This is a genomic window from Streptomyces sp. NPDC034099, from assembly GCF_055575415.1.
In genome coordinates this window covers 85272-101087 of record NZ_JBVISR010000004.1, presented here as the reverse complement: position 1 = coordinate 101087, position 15816 = coordinate 85272, and the positions used below count along the sequence as shown (strand labels likewise).

General features: G+C 70.5%; 15 protein-coding genes. 14 read left to right on the top strand and 1 reads right to left on the bottom strand.

The features are described 5' to 3' along the window. Window positions 1-259: 259 nt before the first annotated feature. From ACZ56V_RS12775 to ACZ56V_RS12755, 5 genes are all read left to right on the top strand, one after another. On the top strand, window positions 260-1084 hold the full coding sequence (locus ACZ56V_RS12775; RefSeq protein ID WP_468942655.1) for a helix-turn-helix domain-containing protein: 825 nt from the start codon (window positions 260-262) through the stop codon (window positions 1082-1084). A gap of 75 nt (window positions 1085-1159) precedes the next feature. Next, entirely contained in the window at window positions 1160-2620 is a 1461-nt protein-coding gene (locus tag ACZ56V_RS12770; protein WP_398911744.1) for an aldehyde dehydrogenase family protein, read from the top strand. Window positions 2621-2651: 31 nt separating this feature from the next. Next, on the top strand, window positions 2652-3293 hold the full coding sequence (locus ACZ56V_RS12765; protein WP_356363174.1) for a PadR family transcriptional regulator: 642 nt from the start codon (window positions 2652-2654) through the stop codon (window positions 3291-3293). A 93-nt stretch (window positions 3294-3386) separates the two neighbouring features. Further along, complete coding sequence (locus tag ACZ56V_RS12760) at window positions 3387-4328, top strand: ATP-binding cassette domain-containing protein (RefSeq protein ID WP_398911765.1); 942 nt, start codon at window positions 3387-3389, stop codon at window positions 4326-4328. A 71-nt stretch (window positions 4329-4399) separates the two neighbouring features. Beyond that, window positions 4400-5128, top strand: a complete 729-nt coding sequence (locus tag ACZ56V_RS12755) for an ABC transporter permease (protein ID WP_398911766.1) — start codon at window positions 4400-4402, stop codon at window positions 5126-5128. A 192-nt stretch (window positions 5129-5320) separates the two neighbouring features. Here the strand turns inward: ACZ56V_RS12755 and ACZ56V_RS12750 are convergent, their stop codons facing one another. Then, complete coding sequence (locus ACZ56V_RS12750) at window positions 5321-6748, bottom strand: glutamate decarboxylase (RefSeq protein WP_398918814.1); 1428 nt, start codon at window positions 6746-6748, stop codon at window positions 5321-5323. A gap of 119 nt (window positions 6749-6867) precedes the next feature. Between ACZ56V_RS12750 and ACZ56V_RS12745 the strand changes: the two genes are divergently transcribed. The 9 genes from ACZ56V_RS12745 to ACZ56V_RS12705 all read left to right on the top strand — a co-directional run bounded on the left by ACZ56V_RS12745 (window position 6868) and on the right by ACZ56V_RS12705 (window position 15638). After that, window positions 6868-7629: a MerR family transcriptional regulator gene (locus ACZ56V_RS12745; protein WP_468941783.1), complete on the top strand. Its 762-nt coding sequence runs from the start codon at window positions 6868-6870 to the stop codon at window positions 7627-7629. A gap of 259 nt (window positions 7630-7888) precedes the next feature. Continuing rightward, window positions 7889-9736 (top strand): ABC transporter ATP-binding protein, encoded by a 1848-nt coding sequence (locus tag ACZ56V_RS12740; protein ID WP_467379028.1) that lies wholly within the window; start codon window positions 7889-7891, stop codon window positions 9734-9736. Next, window positions 9733-11217 (top strand): phytoene desaturase family protein, encoded by a 1485-nt coding sequence (locus tag ACZ56V_RS12735; protein WP_468941780.1) that lies wholly within the window; start codon window positions 9733-9735, stop codon window positions 11215-11217. Before ACZ56V_RS12740 ends, ACZ56V_RS12735 begins: the two co-directional genes overlap by 4 nt. A gap of 296 nt (window positions 11218-11513) precedes the next feature. Then, window positions 11514-12272 carry a class I SAM-dependent methyltransferase gene (locus ACZ56V_RS12730; protein ID WP_398918807.1) on the top strand — a complete coding sequence of 253 codons (759 nt, stop codon included), beginning with the start codon at window positions 11514-11516 and terminating at the stop codon, window positions 12270-12272. Window positions 12273-12359: 87 nt separating this feature from the next. Continuing rightward, the gene (locus ACZ56V_RS12725; protein WP_398918806.1) at window positions 12360-12668 is read left to right on the top strand and encodes a transposase; all 309 of its coding nucleotides are present in this window, start codon (window positions 12360-12362) and stop codon (window positions 12666-12668) included. A gap of 179 nt (window positions 12669-12847) precedes the next feature. Next, window positions 12848-13759, top strand: coding sequence for an alpha/beta fold hydrolase (locus tag ACZ56V_RS12720; protein ID WP_468941775.1), 912 nt, complete (start codon window positions 12848-12850; stop codon window positions 13757-13759). Further along, a complete protein-coding gene (locus tag ACZ56V_RS12715) occupies window positions 13756-14337 on the top strand; it encodes a hypothetical protein (RefSeq protein WP_398918802.1) in 582 nt (193 codons plus the stop codon). Before ACZ56V_RS12720 ends, ACZ56V_RS12715 begins: the two co-directional genes overlap by 4 nt. A gap of 128 nt (window positions 14338-14465) precedes the next feature. Continuing rightward, on the top strand, window positions 14466-14648 hold the full coding sequence (locus ACZ56V_RS12710; protein WP_104632050.1) for a linaridin family RiPP: 183 nt from the start codon (window positions 14466-14468) through the stop codon (window positions 14646-14648). Window positions 14649-14792: 144 nt separating this feature from the next. Then, complete coding sequence (locus ACZ56V_RS12705) at window positions 14793-15638, top strand: hypothetical protein (RefSeq protein WP_398918801.1); 846 nt, start codon at window positions 14793-14795, stop codon at window positions 15636-15638. Window positions 15639-15816: the final 178 nt, after the last annotated feature.

Genomic DNA, 15816 nt, shown 5'->3' with positions numbered 1-15816 from the left:
GTGCACGTGACCGAAATGGACCTGCCCGTACCGCTTGTTGGTCAAATTTTCCGTCATCTTCGCCTCCCCTTCATCTCTTCCGACGGCCGGTTCCGGTCCGCCGCGTGCATGATCCTGCACGTTTCCTTTGGCTCGATTCCGTTTCCGTAACCGGACGAGTACTGCTCGGAGTGTTTTAGTGGCAGACTGCGGCCCCTGAAGACGGTTGGGGAGGCTGGCGAACGTGAGCGCGGGAGAGCCCGGATCGGTGGTGCGGCGCATGCTGCTCGGATCACAACTCAGGCGACTGCGTGAGACGCGGGGGATCACGCGAGAGGCGGCGGGCTACTCGATCCGCGCCTCCGAGTCGAAGATCAGCCGGATGGAGCTGGGCCGGGTGAGCTTCAAGACGAGGGACGTCGAGGACCTGCTGACGCTGTACGGCATCACGGACGAGCAGGAGCGCGCCTCCCTGCTCTCCCTGGCCAAGGAGGCCAACGTCGCGGGGTGGTGGCACAGTTACTCCGACGTGCTGCCCAGCTGGTTCCCCACCTACGTGGGTCTTGAGGGCGCCGCCTCGCTGATCCGGGCCTACGAGGTGCAGTTCGTGCACGGCCTGCTGCAGACCGAGGAGTACGCCCGCGCGGTCGTCCGGCGCGGCATGAAGGGCGCCGGCGTGGCGGACGTCGAGCGGCGGGTGGCGCTGCGCCTGGAGCGGCAGAAGCACCTGTTCGCGGAGAGCGCCCCCGAGTTCCACATCGTGCTCGACGAGGCCGCCCTGCGCCGCCCGTACGGCGACCGCGAGGTGATGCGCGGGCAGCTCCAGCACCTCATCGATGTGTCCGAACGCCCCAATGTGCGGCTCCAGATCATGCCGTTCGGCTTCGGCGGCCACTCCGGCGAGAGTGGCGCGTTCACGCTCCTCAGCTTCCCCGAGTCCGACCTCTCGGACGTCGTCTACCTGGAGCAGCTCACCAGCGCGCTGTACCTGGACAAGCAGGAGGACGTCACCCAGTACGAGACGGCGCTGAAGGAACTCCAGCAGGACAGCCCGGGGCCGGACGAGAGCCGGGACCTTCTGCGGGGACTCCTTCAACTCTCCTGAAACGTCAGTACGATGACGCCCAATCAGGCGGCTCGCTCGCGGCGGCTGCGGCAGCTAAGGGGATTGAGGGAACACATGTCGTCGTACTTCACCGACCTCGCGCAGCAGTACATCGACGGCGAGTGGCGTCCGGGCACCGGCTCCTGGGACATCATCGATTTCAACCCGTACGACAACGAGAAGCTGGCCTCGATCACGATAGCCACCGTCGACGAGGTCGACGCCGCCTACCGGGCCGCCGAGCGCGCGCAGAAGCAGTGGGCCGCGACGAACCCGTACGCGCGCCGCGCGGTGTTCGAGAAGGCGCTGCGTCTGGTGGAGGAGCGCGAGGCGGAGATCAGCGAGGCGATCATCGCCGAGCTGGGCGGCACCCGTCTGAAGGCCGCCTTCGAGCTGCACCTCGCCAAGGAGTTCCTGCGCGAGGCGGTCCACCTGGCGCTGCGCCCCGAGGGTCGGATCATCCCCTCGCCGGTCGACGGCAAGGAGAACCGCGTCTACCGGGTGCCGGTCGGCGTCGTGGGCGTCATCAGCCCCTTCAACTTCCCCTTCCTCCTCTCCCTGAAGTCGGTCGCCCCGGCCCTCGCCCTGGGCAACGGCGTCGTCCTCAAGCCGCACCAGAACACGCCGATCGTCGGCGGCACCCTGGTCGCGAAGATCCTTCAGGACGCGGGACTGCCGGGCGGCCTGCTCAACGTCGTGGTCACCGACATAGCGGAGATCGGCGACGCGTTCCTGGAGCACCCGGTCCCGAAGGTCATCTCCTTCACCGGCTCCGACAAGGTTGGCCGCCACGTGGCCACGGTCTGCGCCGGGAACTTCAAGCGCTCGGTCCTGGAACTGGGCGGCAACAGTGCGCTGGTGGTCCTCGACGACGCCGACGTCGACTACGCGGTCGACGCCGCCGTCTTCAGCCGCTACGTCCACCAGGGTCAGGTCTGCATGGCCGCCAACCGTGTGCTGGTCGACCGCGCGGTGGCCGACGAGTTCACCGAGAAGTTCGTCGCCAAGGTGAAGACCCTCAAGACCGGCGACCCGCGCGACCCGTCGACCGTCATCGGCCCGGTGATCAACTCCTCGCAGGCCGACGCGGTCTCCGGCGTCGTCGAGCAGGCCCTCGCCGAGGGCGCGACCGCCCTGGTGCGCGGCTCGGTCACCGACAACCTGGTCGAGCCGTCGGTCCTGACCGGCCTGCCCGCCGACTCGGCGCTGCTGCGGCAGGAGGTCTTCGGCCCGGTCGCCTTCCTCGTCACCTTCGACGGCGAGGAGGAGGCCGTACGCCTCGTCAACGACACGCCGTACGGGCTGAGCGGCGCCGTGCACACCGGGGACATCGAGCGCGGCGTCGACTTCGCCAAGCGGATCGACACCGGCATGTTCCACGTGAACGACGGCACCGTGCACGACGAGCCGATCGTGCCGTTCGGCGGCGAGAAGCACTCCGGCATCGGCCGTCTCAACGGCGACACCATGCTGGACGCCTTCACCACGCAGAAGTGGATCTCGGTGCAGCACGGGCGGAGCGGGTTCCCGTTCTGACCCCGCCTCGCACGGGCCCTAATCTGGACCCATGTCAGCGATCCGTCTCCTCGTGCTCGGCGCCGTCCGCCAGCACGGGCGGGCCCACGGCTACCAGGTGCGCAACGACCTGGAGTACTGGGGCGCGCACGAGTGGTCCAACGCCAAGCCCGGTTCGATCTACCACGCGCTGAAGCAGATGGCGAAACAGGGACTGCTCGTCGCGCACGAGATCGCGCCGTCCACGGCGGGCGGGCCGCCGCGGGTGGAGTACGAGATCACGGAGCAGGGCACCGAGGAGTACCTCACCCTGCTCCGCGACTACCTCACCGCCTACGACCAGCGGCCGGACGTGCTCACCGCGGCGCTCGGCTTCATGGTCGACCTCCCGCGCGAGGAGGCCCTCGCGCTGCTGGAGGAGCGGGTGCGGAAGATCGAGGAGTGGCGTGCCGCCGTCACCGAGTACTACCTGCCCGCGGAGGGGCCCGGCCAGTACGGGCACATCGGCGAGATCATGAACTACTGGGTCCACTCGGCCGACTCGGGCGCCGAGTGGACCCGCGGCCTCATCGAACGTGTCCGGGGCGGCGCGTACACCTTCGCCGGCGAGGGCGAGCCGTTCGTCGGGGTGCTGGCGGAGGGCGAGGAGAACCCCTTCGCGGCGGGGCGGCCGCACTACAGGGACGCTCGCTAATCAAGTTTGACCAATCGAGGGGCGGGCACTATCTTCTGGGTCAGTAGTCAAATTTGGCTAGCTTGGCCTCTCGATGGGGAATGGGGAGTGACAGTGGCCGACGCGGCGATCACCGTCGAAGGTGCGCGCAAGGAGTACGGCAGCAAGAACGCGTTGGACGGGCTCGACCTGACCGTCACGCGCGGCACGGTGCACGGCGTACTGGGCCCGAACGGAGCGGGCAAGACGACCCTGGTCCGGATCCTGTCCACCCTGCTGCGGCCCGACGCCGGCCGCGTCGAGGTGGCGGGACACGACGTCGTCGCCGAGGCGTACGCGGTACGGCTGCGCATCGGTCTGCTCGGCCAGCACGCGGCGCTCGACGAGGAGCTGGGCGGCCGGCAGAACCTGGAGATGTTCGGCCGCCTCCACCACCTGGGCGCCCGGCGGGCCCGCGCGCGTGCCGACGAACTGCTCGCGCGCTTCGACCTCGCCGACACCGGGCGCAAGCCGGTCGGCGCCTACAGCGGCGGCATGCGGCGCCGCCTGGACCTGGCCGCGTCCCTCATCACCGAACCGGAGGTGCTCTTCCTGGACGAGCCGACCACCGGCCTCGACCCGCGCGGCCGCGCCGAGGTGTGGGACTCGGTCCGCTCCCTGGCCGGCGCGGGTACGACGGTCCTGCTCACCACCCAGTACCTGGAGGAGGCCGACCAGCTCGCCGACCGCATCTCGGTCGTCGACGCGGGACGGGTCGTCGCCGACGGCACGGCGGACGAACTCAAGGCGGCCACCGGCGGCGACCGCGTCGACGTCGTCCTGCGCCACGCCGGCCAACTGGGCGCCGCGGTGGCCCTGCTGCCCCTCACCGGCGTCCGCGTCGACCCCGACCGGCGGCTGCTCAGCGCCCCGGTCACCGACCGGATGGCGGCGCTCTCCGGCGTCGTACGGGCGCTGGAGGAGGCCGGTGTCGAGGCCGAGGACGTGGCGCTGCGCCGGCCGACCCTGGACGAGGTGTTCCTGCACCTCACCGACGGCACGAAGGAGGCCGCGTGAGCGCGAGCGCCACCACCCCGGGCACCACTCCCACTTCCCCCCTGACCCATGCCCTGTCCGACTCCTGGACCATGACCCGCCGCGAGCTGGCCCGCTGGCAGCGTCAGCCGGTGACGGTCGTGGTCGGCCTGGTCTTCCCGGTCATGCTGCTGCTGATGTTCGGCTACCTGGTCGGCGGCGGCCGGGGCGTGAGCGGCGAGTACGTCGACTACCTGGTCCCCGGGATGCTCGCGCTCACCATGGCCTTCGGCCTGGAGGGCACCATGATCGCCGTCACCCAGGACCTCAACAAGGGCGTCGTCGACCGCTTCCGCTCCCTGCCGATGGCCAACGGCGCGGTCCTGGTGGGCCGTTCCGCCGCCGACATGCTCCAGTCGGCACTCGGCCTAGCCGTACTGACCGGCGTCGGGTACGCGCTGGGCTGGCGGGCCCACGGCGGCCCCGGCGCCTTCCTGGGCGCGGTCGGCCTGCTCCTGCTCTTCCGTTTCGCCATGCTGTGGATCGGCATCTTCCTGGCCCTGGTGGCCGGGAAGCCCGAGCTGGTGCAGGCGGTGCAGATCCTGGTCTGGCCGGTCGGCTTCCTGTCCAACGCCTTCGCCGCGCCCGGCTCCATGCCCGGCTGGCTGGGCACGGTCGTCCAGTGGAACCCGCTGTCCCAGACCGCCACGGCCGTCCGCGACCTCTTCGGCAGCCCCGGCGGCGAGTCCGGCCACGTCTGGGCGGCCGTCGCCTGGCCGCTGGCGCTGCTCGCGGTGTTCTTCCCGCTGGCGGTGGCGAGGTTCGCCCGGCTGAGCCGTTAGAGCCCCCTAGGGGGTGTCGTTTGGATCTTGCCGGGGTCGCGGGGTCTGGCACGCACATCTGCGGCGTTGTCGTCGGTTGCCAACGCTCCGCGTTGTCGCCCTCCTCCGCCTTGCAGCTGCACGCACCAGACCCCGCTCGGCTCGGCCACAAGGCACCGTCGCCCGGAGCCGGCCTGATCCAAACGACACCCCCTAGTGGTGGAAGCCGGTCGCCGCGCCCTTGTCCCGGGTCAGCGGGTGCTGCTGCCGGCGCAGCTCCGGCAGCAGCCGCTCCAGGTCGTCCAGGAGCAGGTCCGCCATGTCCGCCGAGAAGCCGTTGCGGCACACCACCCGCAGCACCGAGAGGTCCTCGCGGTGCGGCGGGAAGGTGTACGCCGGCACCAGCCAGCCGCCCTCGCGCAGCCGCCGGGACACGTCGAAGACGTCGTACGCCGTCACGTCGTCGGCCGTGGTGAAGGCGAACACGGGCAACTGGTCGCCGCGCGTCAGCAGCCGGAAGTCGCCCAGCGCCTCGACCCGCCCGGCGATCGAGCCCGCGATGTCCCGCGCGGCCTGCTGCACGGCCCGGTAGCCCTCGCGGCCCAGCCGCAGGAACGTGTAGTACTGCGCGACCACCTGCGCGCCCGGCCGGGAGAAGTTCAGCGCGAAGGTCGGCATGTCGCCGCCCAGGTAGTTGACCCGGAACACCAGCTCCTCCGGGAGCGCCTCCGAGTCCCGCCACAGCGCCCAGCCCACCCCGGGGTAGACCAGCCCGTACTTGTGCCCCGAGGTGTTGATCGAGGCGACCCGCGGCAGCCGGAAGTCCCACACCAGATCCTCGTCGAGGAAGGGCGCGACCATGCCGCCGGAGGCCCCGTCGACGTGCACCGGGACGTCGAGTCCGGTCCGCTCCTGGAGGGCGTCCAGGGCGGCGCACAGGTCGGCGATCGGCTCGTAGGAACCGTCGAAGGTGGAGCCGAGGATGCCGACGACCCCGATGGTGTTCTCGTCGCACAGCTCGGCGGCGGCCTGCGGGTCCAGGTGGAAGCGGTCGCCCTCCATCGGGACCTGCCGGGCCTCCACCTCCCAGAAGTTGCAGAACTTGTCCCAGCAGACCTGCACGTTCACGCCCATCACCAGATTGGGCCGCACGTCCTTCGCCGGATACCGGTCGGCGTTGCGCAGCGCCCAGCGCCGCTTCAGCGCCATCCCGGCCAGCATGCACGCCTCGCTCGACCCGGTCGTCGAGCAGCCCACGGCCGCCTCCGGGTCGGGCGCGTGCCACAGGTCGGCGAGCATCGCCACGCAGCGCCGCTCCAGCTCGGCGGTGCGCGGATACTCGTCCTTGTCGATCATGTTCTTGTCCCGGCACTCGCTCATCAGCACCCCGGCCTGCGGCTCCATCCAGGTGGTGACGAAGGTGGCCAGGTTCAGCCGGGCGTTGCCGTCCAGCATCAGCTCGTCGTGGACCAGCCGGTACGCGCTCTCCGGCGGCAGCGGGGAGTCCGGCAGCCGGTGGGAGGGCGGGGCCTCGGTCATGCCGCCGAGCGGGTTCGCCGCCGCGTGGAAGGGGTTCACGGCGAGCCGGCGCCGGTCGCGGTCGTCGTCGTGGGGCGGGCGGGGACCCTTGTGCAGTGACATGCAACCGACGGTAGGCCGGGGTCCCGCACCCCGCACCCGGGGCCGTACCGGCGTGCACGGGCTTGCACCTCACGTCACGTGAGGAGGCAGCGTGAAGGGCGTCAGAGAAAGGAGCGGAAGTGAGCTACTCCGTGGGACAGGTGGCCGGCTTCGCCGGAGTGACGGTGCGCACGCTGCACCACTACGACGACATCGGCCTGCTCGTACCCAGCGAGCGCAGCCACGCGGGCCACCGGCGCTACAGCGACGCCGACCTCGACCGGCTGCAGCAGATCCTGTTCTACCGGGAGCTGGGCTTCCCGCTCGACGAGGTCGCCGCCCTGCTCGACGACCCGGCCGCGGACCCGCGCGCGCACCTGCGCCGCCAGCACGACCTGCTGACCGCCCGGATCGAGAAGCTGCGGAAGATGGCGGCGGCCGTGGAGCAGGCCATGGAGGCACGCAGCATGGGAATCAACCTCACGCCGGAGGAGAAGTTCGAGGTCTTCGGCGACTTCGACCCCGACCAGTACGAGGAGGAGGTCCAGGAGCGCTGGGGGGACACCGACGCCTACCGCCAGTCCAAGGAGAAGACCGCCTCGTACACCAAGGAGGACTGGCAGCGCATCCAGGACGAGGCCGACGAACTCACCCGTCGCTTCGTCGCCCTGATGGACGCGGGTGAGCCCGCCGACTCCGAGGGGGCCATGGACGCCGCCGAGGACCACCGGCAGGGCATCGTCCGCAACCACTACGACTGCGGGTACGAGATGCACACCTGCCTGGGCGAGATGTACGTGTCGGACGAACGTTTCACGCGGAACATCGACGCCGCCAAGCCGGGCCTCGGCGCCTACATGCGCGACGCGATCCTCGCCAACGCCGCCCGGCACCGGAGGTGACGCCCACCGGGACGGCGGCCGAGGGGGTGGGCGGCCGTCCCGGTGATCCGTCGGCGGCGGGAGGGGCCGTTACTTTTCCTTGCGCGGCCCCACGGCTTTCGGCAGGCGCGCGATCGAGGCCGAGCGGTCAATTTACCCTTAACTTGAGCCCTGGCCTGCGTGTTACGTTCGGTCGCCTTGACGACGGGCTCGTGCGGCAGGGCTGTCCACCCGACCCGGCACGTTCACCGTGACCGTCGGCACCGCGGGGGGAGCGCTTGTGCTGGGCCACAGGGGAGAGGCGAGCCCGGGAGCCGGGGGCGCGAAGGGCGCGGGGTCGGTCGCGAGCGTCAGCAGACACCACTCCCGGCTGCTGCTCACCGGTGTGCTGCTCGGCCTGCTGGGCGTGGCCGCCTCGCTCGCTCAGCCCTGGGCCATCGGCGAGCTGATCGAGGCGGCGGGACGAGGCACCCCCCTGGCCTCTCCCGCCGCCACGCTCGTCGGTCTCTTCTGCGCCGGCGCGCTCTTCTCGGCGCTGCAGGCGTACACCATCGGGCGGGCCGGGGAGGACATCGTCCTCGATGTCCGCCGCCTCCTCGTAGGACGGCTGCTGCGGGCCGACCTCACCGCATTCGCACGGCAGCCCCAGGGAGACATCCTCACCCGCACGGTCACCGACACCTCCCTGGTGCGGATCGCCCTCTCGCAGAGCCTCGCCCAGCTGATCGTCAGCGGCGCCACGGTCGTCGGCGGTGTCGTGCTGATGTTCCTCATCGACTTCTGGCTGATGGTCATCACCCTCGGCTGCCTGGGGACCGCCAGCATCGTCTCCGTCGTGCTCGCCCGCAGGCTGCGCAGGGTCGCCCTGGAGAACCGCGACGACACCGGCGCCTTCGCCGCCGACGTGCAGCGGGTGCTCTCCGCGCTGCCCACGGTGAAGGCGTCCCGGGCCGAGTCCCGGGAGGCCGCCCGCATCGGGGAACTGGCCGAGCGGACGCGCCGTTCGGGTGTGCGCGTCAGCGCCTACAACGCCCTGTTGATGCCGTCGATGAACGTCGGCACGCAGGGCGCCCTGGCCGTGGTCGTGGGCGTGGGGATGTCGTGGGTGGCCCGGGGCGAGATGGACATGGCGAGCCTGACCACCTTCATCATGTACCTGTTCCAACTGGTGTCGCCGCTGGTGATGTTCTTCATGGGTGTGGGCCAGTTCGTGCAGGGAAGGGCCGCCGTCCAGCGGGTGGACGAGCTCGCCCGGCTGCCCCAGGAGGACCCCGGTCCACCCGGCACCGTGCCCTCCGCCCTGCCCGCACGGCTCCCCCCGGACGAACCGGCGGTCGAGTTCCGCGACGTCCGCTTCGGCTACCGCCGCGGACGGGAGGCGGAGCGCACGCAGGTGCTCGACGGGGTCTCGTTCAGGGTCCCGGCACGGGGGCTGACGGCGGTGGTCGGGCCGTCGGGGGCGGGCAAGACCACCATGTTCCAGCTCATCGAACGGTTCCACGCGGCGGACGGCGGCCAGGTCCGGCTCGGCGGACGGGACATCGGGGCGCTCCCCCTCGACACGGTCCGCACCCTGGTGGGCTACGTGCAGCAGGACAGCGCGGCCCTGCGCGGAACCATCAGGGAGAACCTGACCTACGCCAGCCCGGACGCCGACGACGCCGCCGTCCGGGAAGCGGTGGAGCTGGCCGGTCTCACATCGGTGATCGCCCGGCTCCCGCGCGGCCTCGACACCGAGCTGGGCGACCAGGGCAGCGGACTGTCCGGGGGCCAGCGCCAGCGCCTGTGCATAGCCCGCACGCTGCTCCAGCGGCCCGCGGTCATGCTGCTCGACGAAGCCACGTCCAACCTCGACTCCGACTCGGAACGGGACTTCCGTGCCGTGTTGCGCCAGGTCTCCCGGCGGTGCGCCGTGATCGCCATCGCCCACCGGATCTCCACGGTGATCGACGCCGACGGCATCGTGGTGCTGGAAGAGGGCCGGGTCCGGGCCGTCGGAGTGCACCACGAACTGATGGAGCACGACGAGCTCTACCGCCGCCTGGCCGGTTCCCAGCTGAACGCCGGGCCCCGGCCGGCCGCCCACACGCCGCGGCTTCGGCCCGTCACGAGTGAGGAGTACCGGTGACCGCAACGGACGTCGCCATCGTGGGTACCGGACCCAACGGCCTCGCGGCCGGCGTGGTCCTCGCCCGAGCCGGACTGCGGGTGCACCTCCACGAGGCGGCCGACACCATCGGGGGAGGGCTGCGCACCGCCCCCCTCTTCGACTCCGGTGTCGTGCACGACATCTGTTCCGCCGTCCATCCCATGGCCGCCGCGTCGCCGTTCTTCCGCGCGTTCGACCTGGCGGCCCGCGGGGTCGAGCTGATGCAGCCGGAGATCGCTTACGCCCATCCGCTGGACGGCGGACGCGCCGGCCTCGCCCTCCGCTCGCTCGCCGAGACCTGCGAGCGCCTGGGAGCCGACGGAGCCGCCTGGCACCGGTTGATGAGTCCGCTGCTCGAGCGCAGCGAAGCGGTCGTCGACCTCGTCCTCTCCGGGCAGCGCTCGGTGCCCCGGGACCCCGCCGCCGCCCTGTTGCTGGCCGGCCGGGTCGCGGCGCACGGCAGCGGTCTGGGCGTCCGGGCCTTCCAGGGGCAGGAGGCCCCGGCCCTGCTGGCGGGCGTCGCCGCCCACGCGGTCGGCAGGCTGCCGAGCCTGGCGTCGGCGGCGGTGGCCATGCTGCTGGGCCACCTCGCCCACGGCACGGGGTGGCCGGTGCCGCGCGGTGGCAGCGGGCGGATCGCCCAGGCACTGGCCGAGGACATCACGGCACACGGCGGGGTCTTCCACACCGGGCACCACGTCACGGACCTGGCGGAACTGGGCGGTGCCCGTGCCGTGCTGCTCGACACCAGTCCCAAGGGGCTGCTGGCCCTCGCGGGCGACCGGCTGCCCCGCGCCTACCGGCGCGCCCTGGAACGGTTCCGGTACGGCCCGGGTGCCGCCAAGGTCGACTTCCTGGTGTCGGAACCGGTCCCCTGGGCCGACCCCGAGGTGGGCCGTGCCGCAACGGTGCACCTGGGCGGCAGCTACGCCGAGTTGGTGCGGCAGGAGACGGCGAACGCCCGCGGGGTGCGGACCGGGAAGCCGTTCGTCCTGGTGGTGGACCCGGTGGTGGCCGACCCCGGCCGGGCCCTGCCCGGCAAGCGTCCGCTGTGGGCGTACGCGCACGTGCCGAACGGAGACCCCACCGACCCCTACGAGCTGGTCCGGGCCGCCATCGAGCGCTACGCCCCGGGGTTCGGGGACACGATCGTCACCCACCGGTCCGTACCCGCCGCCGCCTACGAGGCGTACAACCCCAACTACGTCGGCGGAGACATCGGTTCGGGCGCCATGACGCTCCGTCAGAGCCTCGCGCGGCCCGTACCGCGCTTCGACCCCTACCGCACTCCGCTGCCCGGCCTCTTCCTGTGCTCCTCGGCCACTCCGCCCGGGCCCAGTGTGCACGGAATGTCTGGTTATCTGGCGGCCCTTTCCGCACTCAGGCATCGTTTCGGGATATGTGACGCACCTGACTTGGCGCCCGGTCCGATGCCACTCGCATTCGCTCGTCCCATGTAATGACGGGGCTCGCGCCACCTGACGCCCGGACAACTCCCGGCAGTGGCCCGAGTGGTGGTGGAATCGGCGACCGATCTCCATAGAAGTGGCCACTCCGCATTTGGTACGGTGAGGCAACGAGGTCTCCCCACAGACTTCCGTTGGGGCGTTACCGTACGGCGTTCGACCAGTCGTACGGCTGGTTGTGCATTCTTTGCGTCCGACCCGTCGGCGCATCACGTCCTGGCCGGTTCCAGACCCCCGGCTTCATGACGCTCTCACCGGTTCGGCAGTGGGGACAGCATGAGGGGGAATAAATGGAAGACGGAGTTGACGATATAGGGTACGGCCGGCAGTTCGAGGGCTGGTACGACCGCTTGATCCCGGATGACAGAGTCACCCGCGAGGCCGTGAAAGGTCTGCGTGACCGCCATCCCGACCCCGAGTCCGGCACCCTGGAATTCGGTGTGGGGACCGGACGGATCGCGATCCCGCTCTCCCGCGAAGTCGGCCCGGTGACCGGTGTGGACAGCTCTCCGGAGATGCTCGACGCGCTGCGCGTCAAGCTGAAGGAGGGCGCGGACGTCACCCCGGTGCACGGGGACATACGCGCCTACACCTCGCCGGCCCGGTACGGGCTGGTGTACTGCGTGTGCGCGACCCTCTCGTGCCTGACGACCCCCGAGGACCAGCGGCGGGCCGTGCGGCGCGCGGCCGACCTGCTGGTCAGCGGCGGCCGGCTGGTGATCGAGACCCACAACAAGCCGGCGATTCTCCAGCTGCACGAAGGCCGGGCCCGCACCACCTACTTCGTCCCCTACCCCGAGCCGGGAACGGGCGTGCAGACGCACTCCGTCCTGCTCGACGGCGGCCTGTGGCAGTGCTCGCACATCCTGTACCAGAGCGACGGGACCACCCGGGTGGGCAGCGAGCTCACCCGCCTGACCACGCCGGACGACGTCGACGGCTACGCCCGCGCGGCCGGACTGGAACCGGAAGCCCGGATGTCGCGCTGGGACGGCACGCCCTACAGCGAGGCCGCACCGCTCTTCATGTGCAGCTACGTCAAGCCCTGAACGCTGTGCACAAGGCCCGGTCGGCTTAGGAGGGGTTTCAACTTGGGACGTCCGCCAGTACTTCCGACAGACAAGAAACTCGGCCTGATGGTCAGGGTGATCAGCGGCGAACTGACGGCGGCGGAAGCCGCGCGGGAAGCAGGAGTGTCCGAGCAATCGGTCTCCAATTGGCGCAGGCAGTTTATTGAGGGCGGCCGCAACGGGCTGGCCGGTGAAAGCGGAAGGGGCACCGAGGAAGCATCCCGTATGGCTGAGCTGGCCAAAGAAAATGCCATGTTGAAGGCGACGATAGGCGAGCTCTACATGGAGCTGCGGAAGTACGGCCGAGCCCCGGCGTTACGGCCGCCGCAGCCTCGTGGCAGAACGGCCCGGGTGCCTGGTCAACTAACGCGTTAATTGATTCCGGAATCGGCTGTTAGCCTTCCGGGCAGACAGTCACTTCACATCACGGGGGAGGGAATGTGGCGTCTTTGGAGCGCCAGTTTGCCGCCGGCATGATCGGACTGGTCGGCACAAGCCTTCTGACCGGTGCGGCAACTCGGTTCACGGGTACCCGCGAACGTGCGCGGCGTTGCATGCTGCACGAGCGGCCGGACGGAAGCCTCGTCGAGGTCGAGGTCCACCTTCCTCCGCAGGCGCGGCGGGCCGTTCTGCTCGACAACGGCATGGGCGCGCCCCACGAGTACTGGGACTGGGTGTGCGGCGCGCTTCCCGCGGACATGGGGTACGTGCGGTTCAACCGTCCCGGATACGGGCTGAGCACACCGGACACCCGGTACGGCCTGGAGTCGCGCTTCGAGCTGTTGCAGGAGCTGCGCGACACCTACCTGGCCGGCCTTCCCGTCGTCCTGGCGGGACACTCCCTGGGCGGGTACTTCGTCGGCGCCTACGCGTCGATGCACCCGGACGCGGCGCAGGGCGTGACCCACGTGGTCATGATCGACGCCACCGAGGTGGTCAGCCTGCGCCACGCCCGCCGGACCGACGTCGACCGCTGGTCCCACCAGCGAATGGTGATGGAGCAGGTCTTCGCCGCCACCGGCCTGTCGGTCTTCCGTCCCGCCATGAACGCCCATCAGCAGTACAGCCCGGAGGTCAACCGGTCCTACCGGGCGTTCCTGGCCACCCCCCGCACCTGGGCCACGGCCCACCGCGAGTACCGGGACGCCCAGACCTACCCGGAACTGACCGACCTGGACTGCCCGTTGACCGTGGTCACGGCGGAGAACAACATCGGCGACAACACCCTGCACGCCGGTGTCCAGGCCAGGCTGGCCGTCATCTCCCAGCAGGCCCGGCACCACTTCGTCCTCGGTTCGGACCACGAGTCGCTCCTCGCCGTGCCGAAGCACGCACGGGAGGTGGCGGACCTCATCGCCGGTGAACCGCCCGCGGGCCCGCTCGGACCGGCGTGGCAGCCGTCCACCACGAAGCACCGGGCCGGCGAGGACGCCGCCGAACGGAAGGAGGAGATGGCGCGGTCATGAAAGTGAACCTCGAACGCGTGAAGACGGCCGCCGTCACGACGTCGCTCGCCGCGTGGCTGGTCGCGACCGCGGTGGCGCAGATCCCCGAGCAGCGCTTCGACGGACTCCTGCGTCGCGGGAAGCTGCGCATCCCGACCCCGAACTGGCGCTTCTTCGGGCCCAATCCCGGCGTCAAGGACGCCCACCTGCTCTACCGGGACATCACGGACGGCAAGCCCGGGGAGTGGGCGGAGGTCCCGATCGTCCAGGACCGGACGTGGTACGCGCTGGCGTGGAACGCGCGCAACCGGAGCCCGAAGGCCCTGTTCGACGCCACTCAGCACACGCTCGCGCAGGCGGTCGCCTTCGGCTCGAAGGTGCTCCCCGTGACGACGGCGTCCGGCTACCGGCTGCTGGCCCGATACATCCAGCTCCACCTGCCGCACGCCCCTGGTGCCACGCGCAGCCAGTTCATGCTGCTGCACTCGTACCCCACCAGCCCCGAGGACCGGCACATCGAACCGGTCTTCGTGTCGCTCGAATTCCCGCTGGAGGGAGACGTCACGCCCGCCGAGGCGCCGTCCCTCGCCCTCGCATAGCGACCCGGACAGCCCTCTCGACTGGAAGCCGCGAGCTCACTCGGCACCTCGCGTGCCGCGTGAGTCCGCGCCCTCCCGCCGAACGGCTGGAGACTCGCTACGAGTTTTCTCAGAGAAAGAGGAACACCATGTCTGTCGTGGCTGACTTCGCCAACACCGAGCTGACCGACGTGACCCCGGGCCGCATGGGCAACGACGCGACGCCGACCATGCTGACCCCGCTGGCCACCCTCGCGACGCCCGAGGGCGTCGCCGTGACCTCCGCCACCGCCTACGCGCTGAACGAGATCACGAACGACCTCGCGGGCTGAACCACCGGCCCGCGGGCGGTGCTGACCGGCATCGCCGACCGGGTCGGATGAAAGACGCGGCGGCACGGTACGCCCGATACGCATACCGTGCCGCCGCTTTCGTTTCCACCGTACTCGCATCACATCACCCGGGAGCACCCATCCATGTTCCTCAGCGCTCCACCCGAGGTCACGGCACGCCGAGTGGCTTCGCTGGGCACGCTGGTCTCCGCACTGGAAATGCTGAGCCAGTCACGCAAGTTCGAAGACGGCGAAATGCTGAGCGGCCAGGTGGGCAACACGCGCCCCAGGTTCGCCAAGCGGTTTCCCCGGCTGACGCGGGCCCTCGAGTCGAAGAAGGCGGCGGTGGCCCTGTACGGGATACAGGCCGGTGCTTCCGCGGCCACCCTGGTCTGGGGCCACAAACGCGGGGTCCGTACGGTGGGCAGCGCCGTGCTCGCCGTGACGGGCGCGGCCGGCCGGCTGCGCTCCCCCTTCGGCGGGGACGGAGCCGACCAGCTCCAGCAGGTGATCAACGTCGTTCTCGCCTCGACCGGCACCTTCAAGGACGGTGAGAAGGCGCGCGACGTGGCCATGCGCGCGCTGGCCCTGGAGACGACCATCTCCTACGTCGCCTCCGGTGTGGTCAAGCTGGTCTCCCCGGTGTGGCTCAGCGGTGAGGCGTTCAACGGAGTCATCCGCACGCACAACTACGGCGACCCGCGCGTCTACCGGCTCATCCACCGGTACCCGGTGGTGGGGAAGCTGGTGACCTGGGGCACGATCGCCGCGGAGGTGTCCTTCCCGCTGGTCTTCGTGCTGCCCAAGCCCGTGGCCAAGGCGTTCCTCGGCTCGATGACGCTCTTCCACCTCGGCATCGGACAGTTCATGGGCCTCAACCGCTTCGTGCTGGCCTTCGGCGCCACCCACCCGGCGCTCCTCTACGTCTTCGCCCAGCAGGAGAAGCGCGGGGAGCTGACCGGACCGGCCCCCAAGGCCGTCGAGGGGTGACAGCGGGAGCAGCGGGAGGCGGCGAGCCGCCGTATTGTTCCAGGTCCACGGTTCCCGGGTTTCCGGGGCCGGGGCGGCGCAGGCGCCGGGGTGTCCGGTGGAACCCAGGGCACAGCGGCTGCGTTGATACGTTTGGGCAGCCAGTTCCAGCCCGCCTCCCCCAGCAGCAGGAGCCACA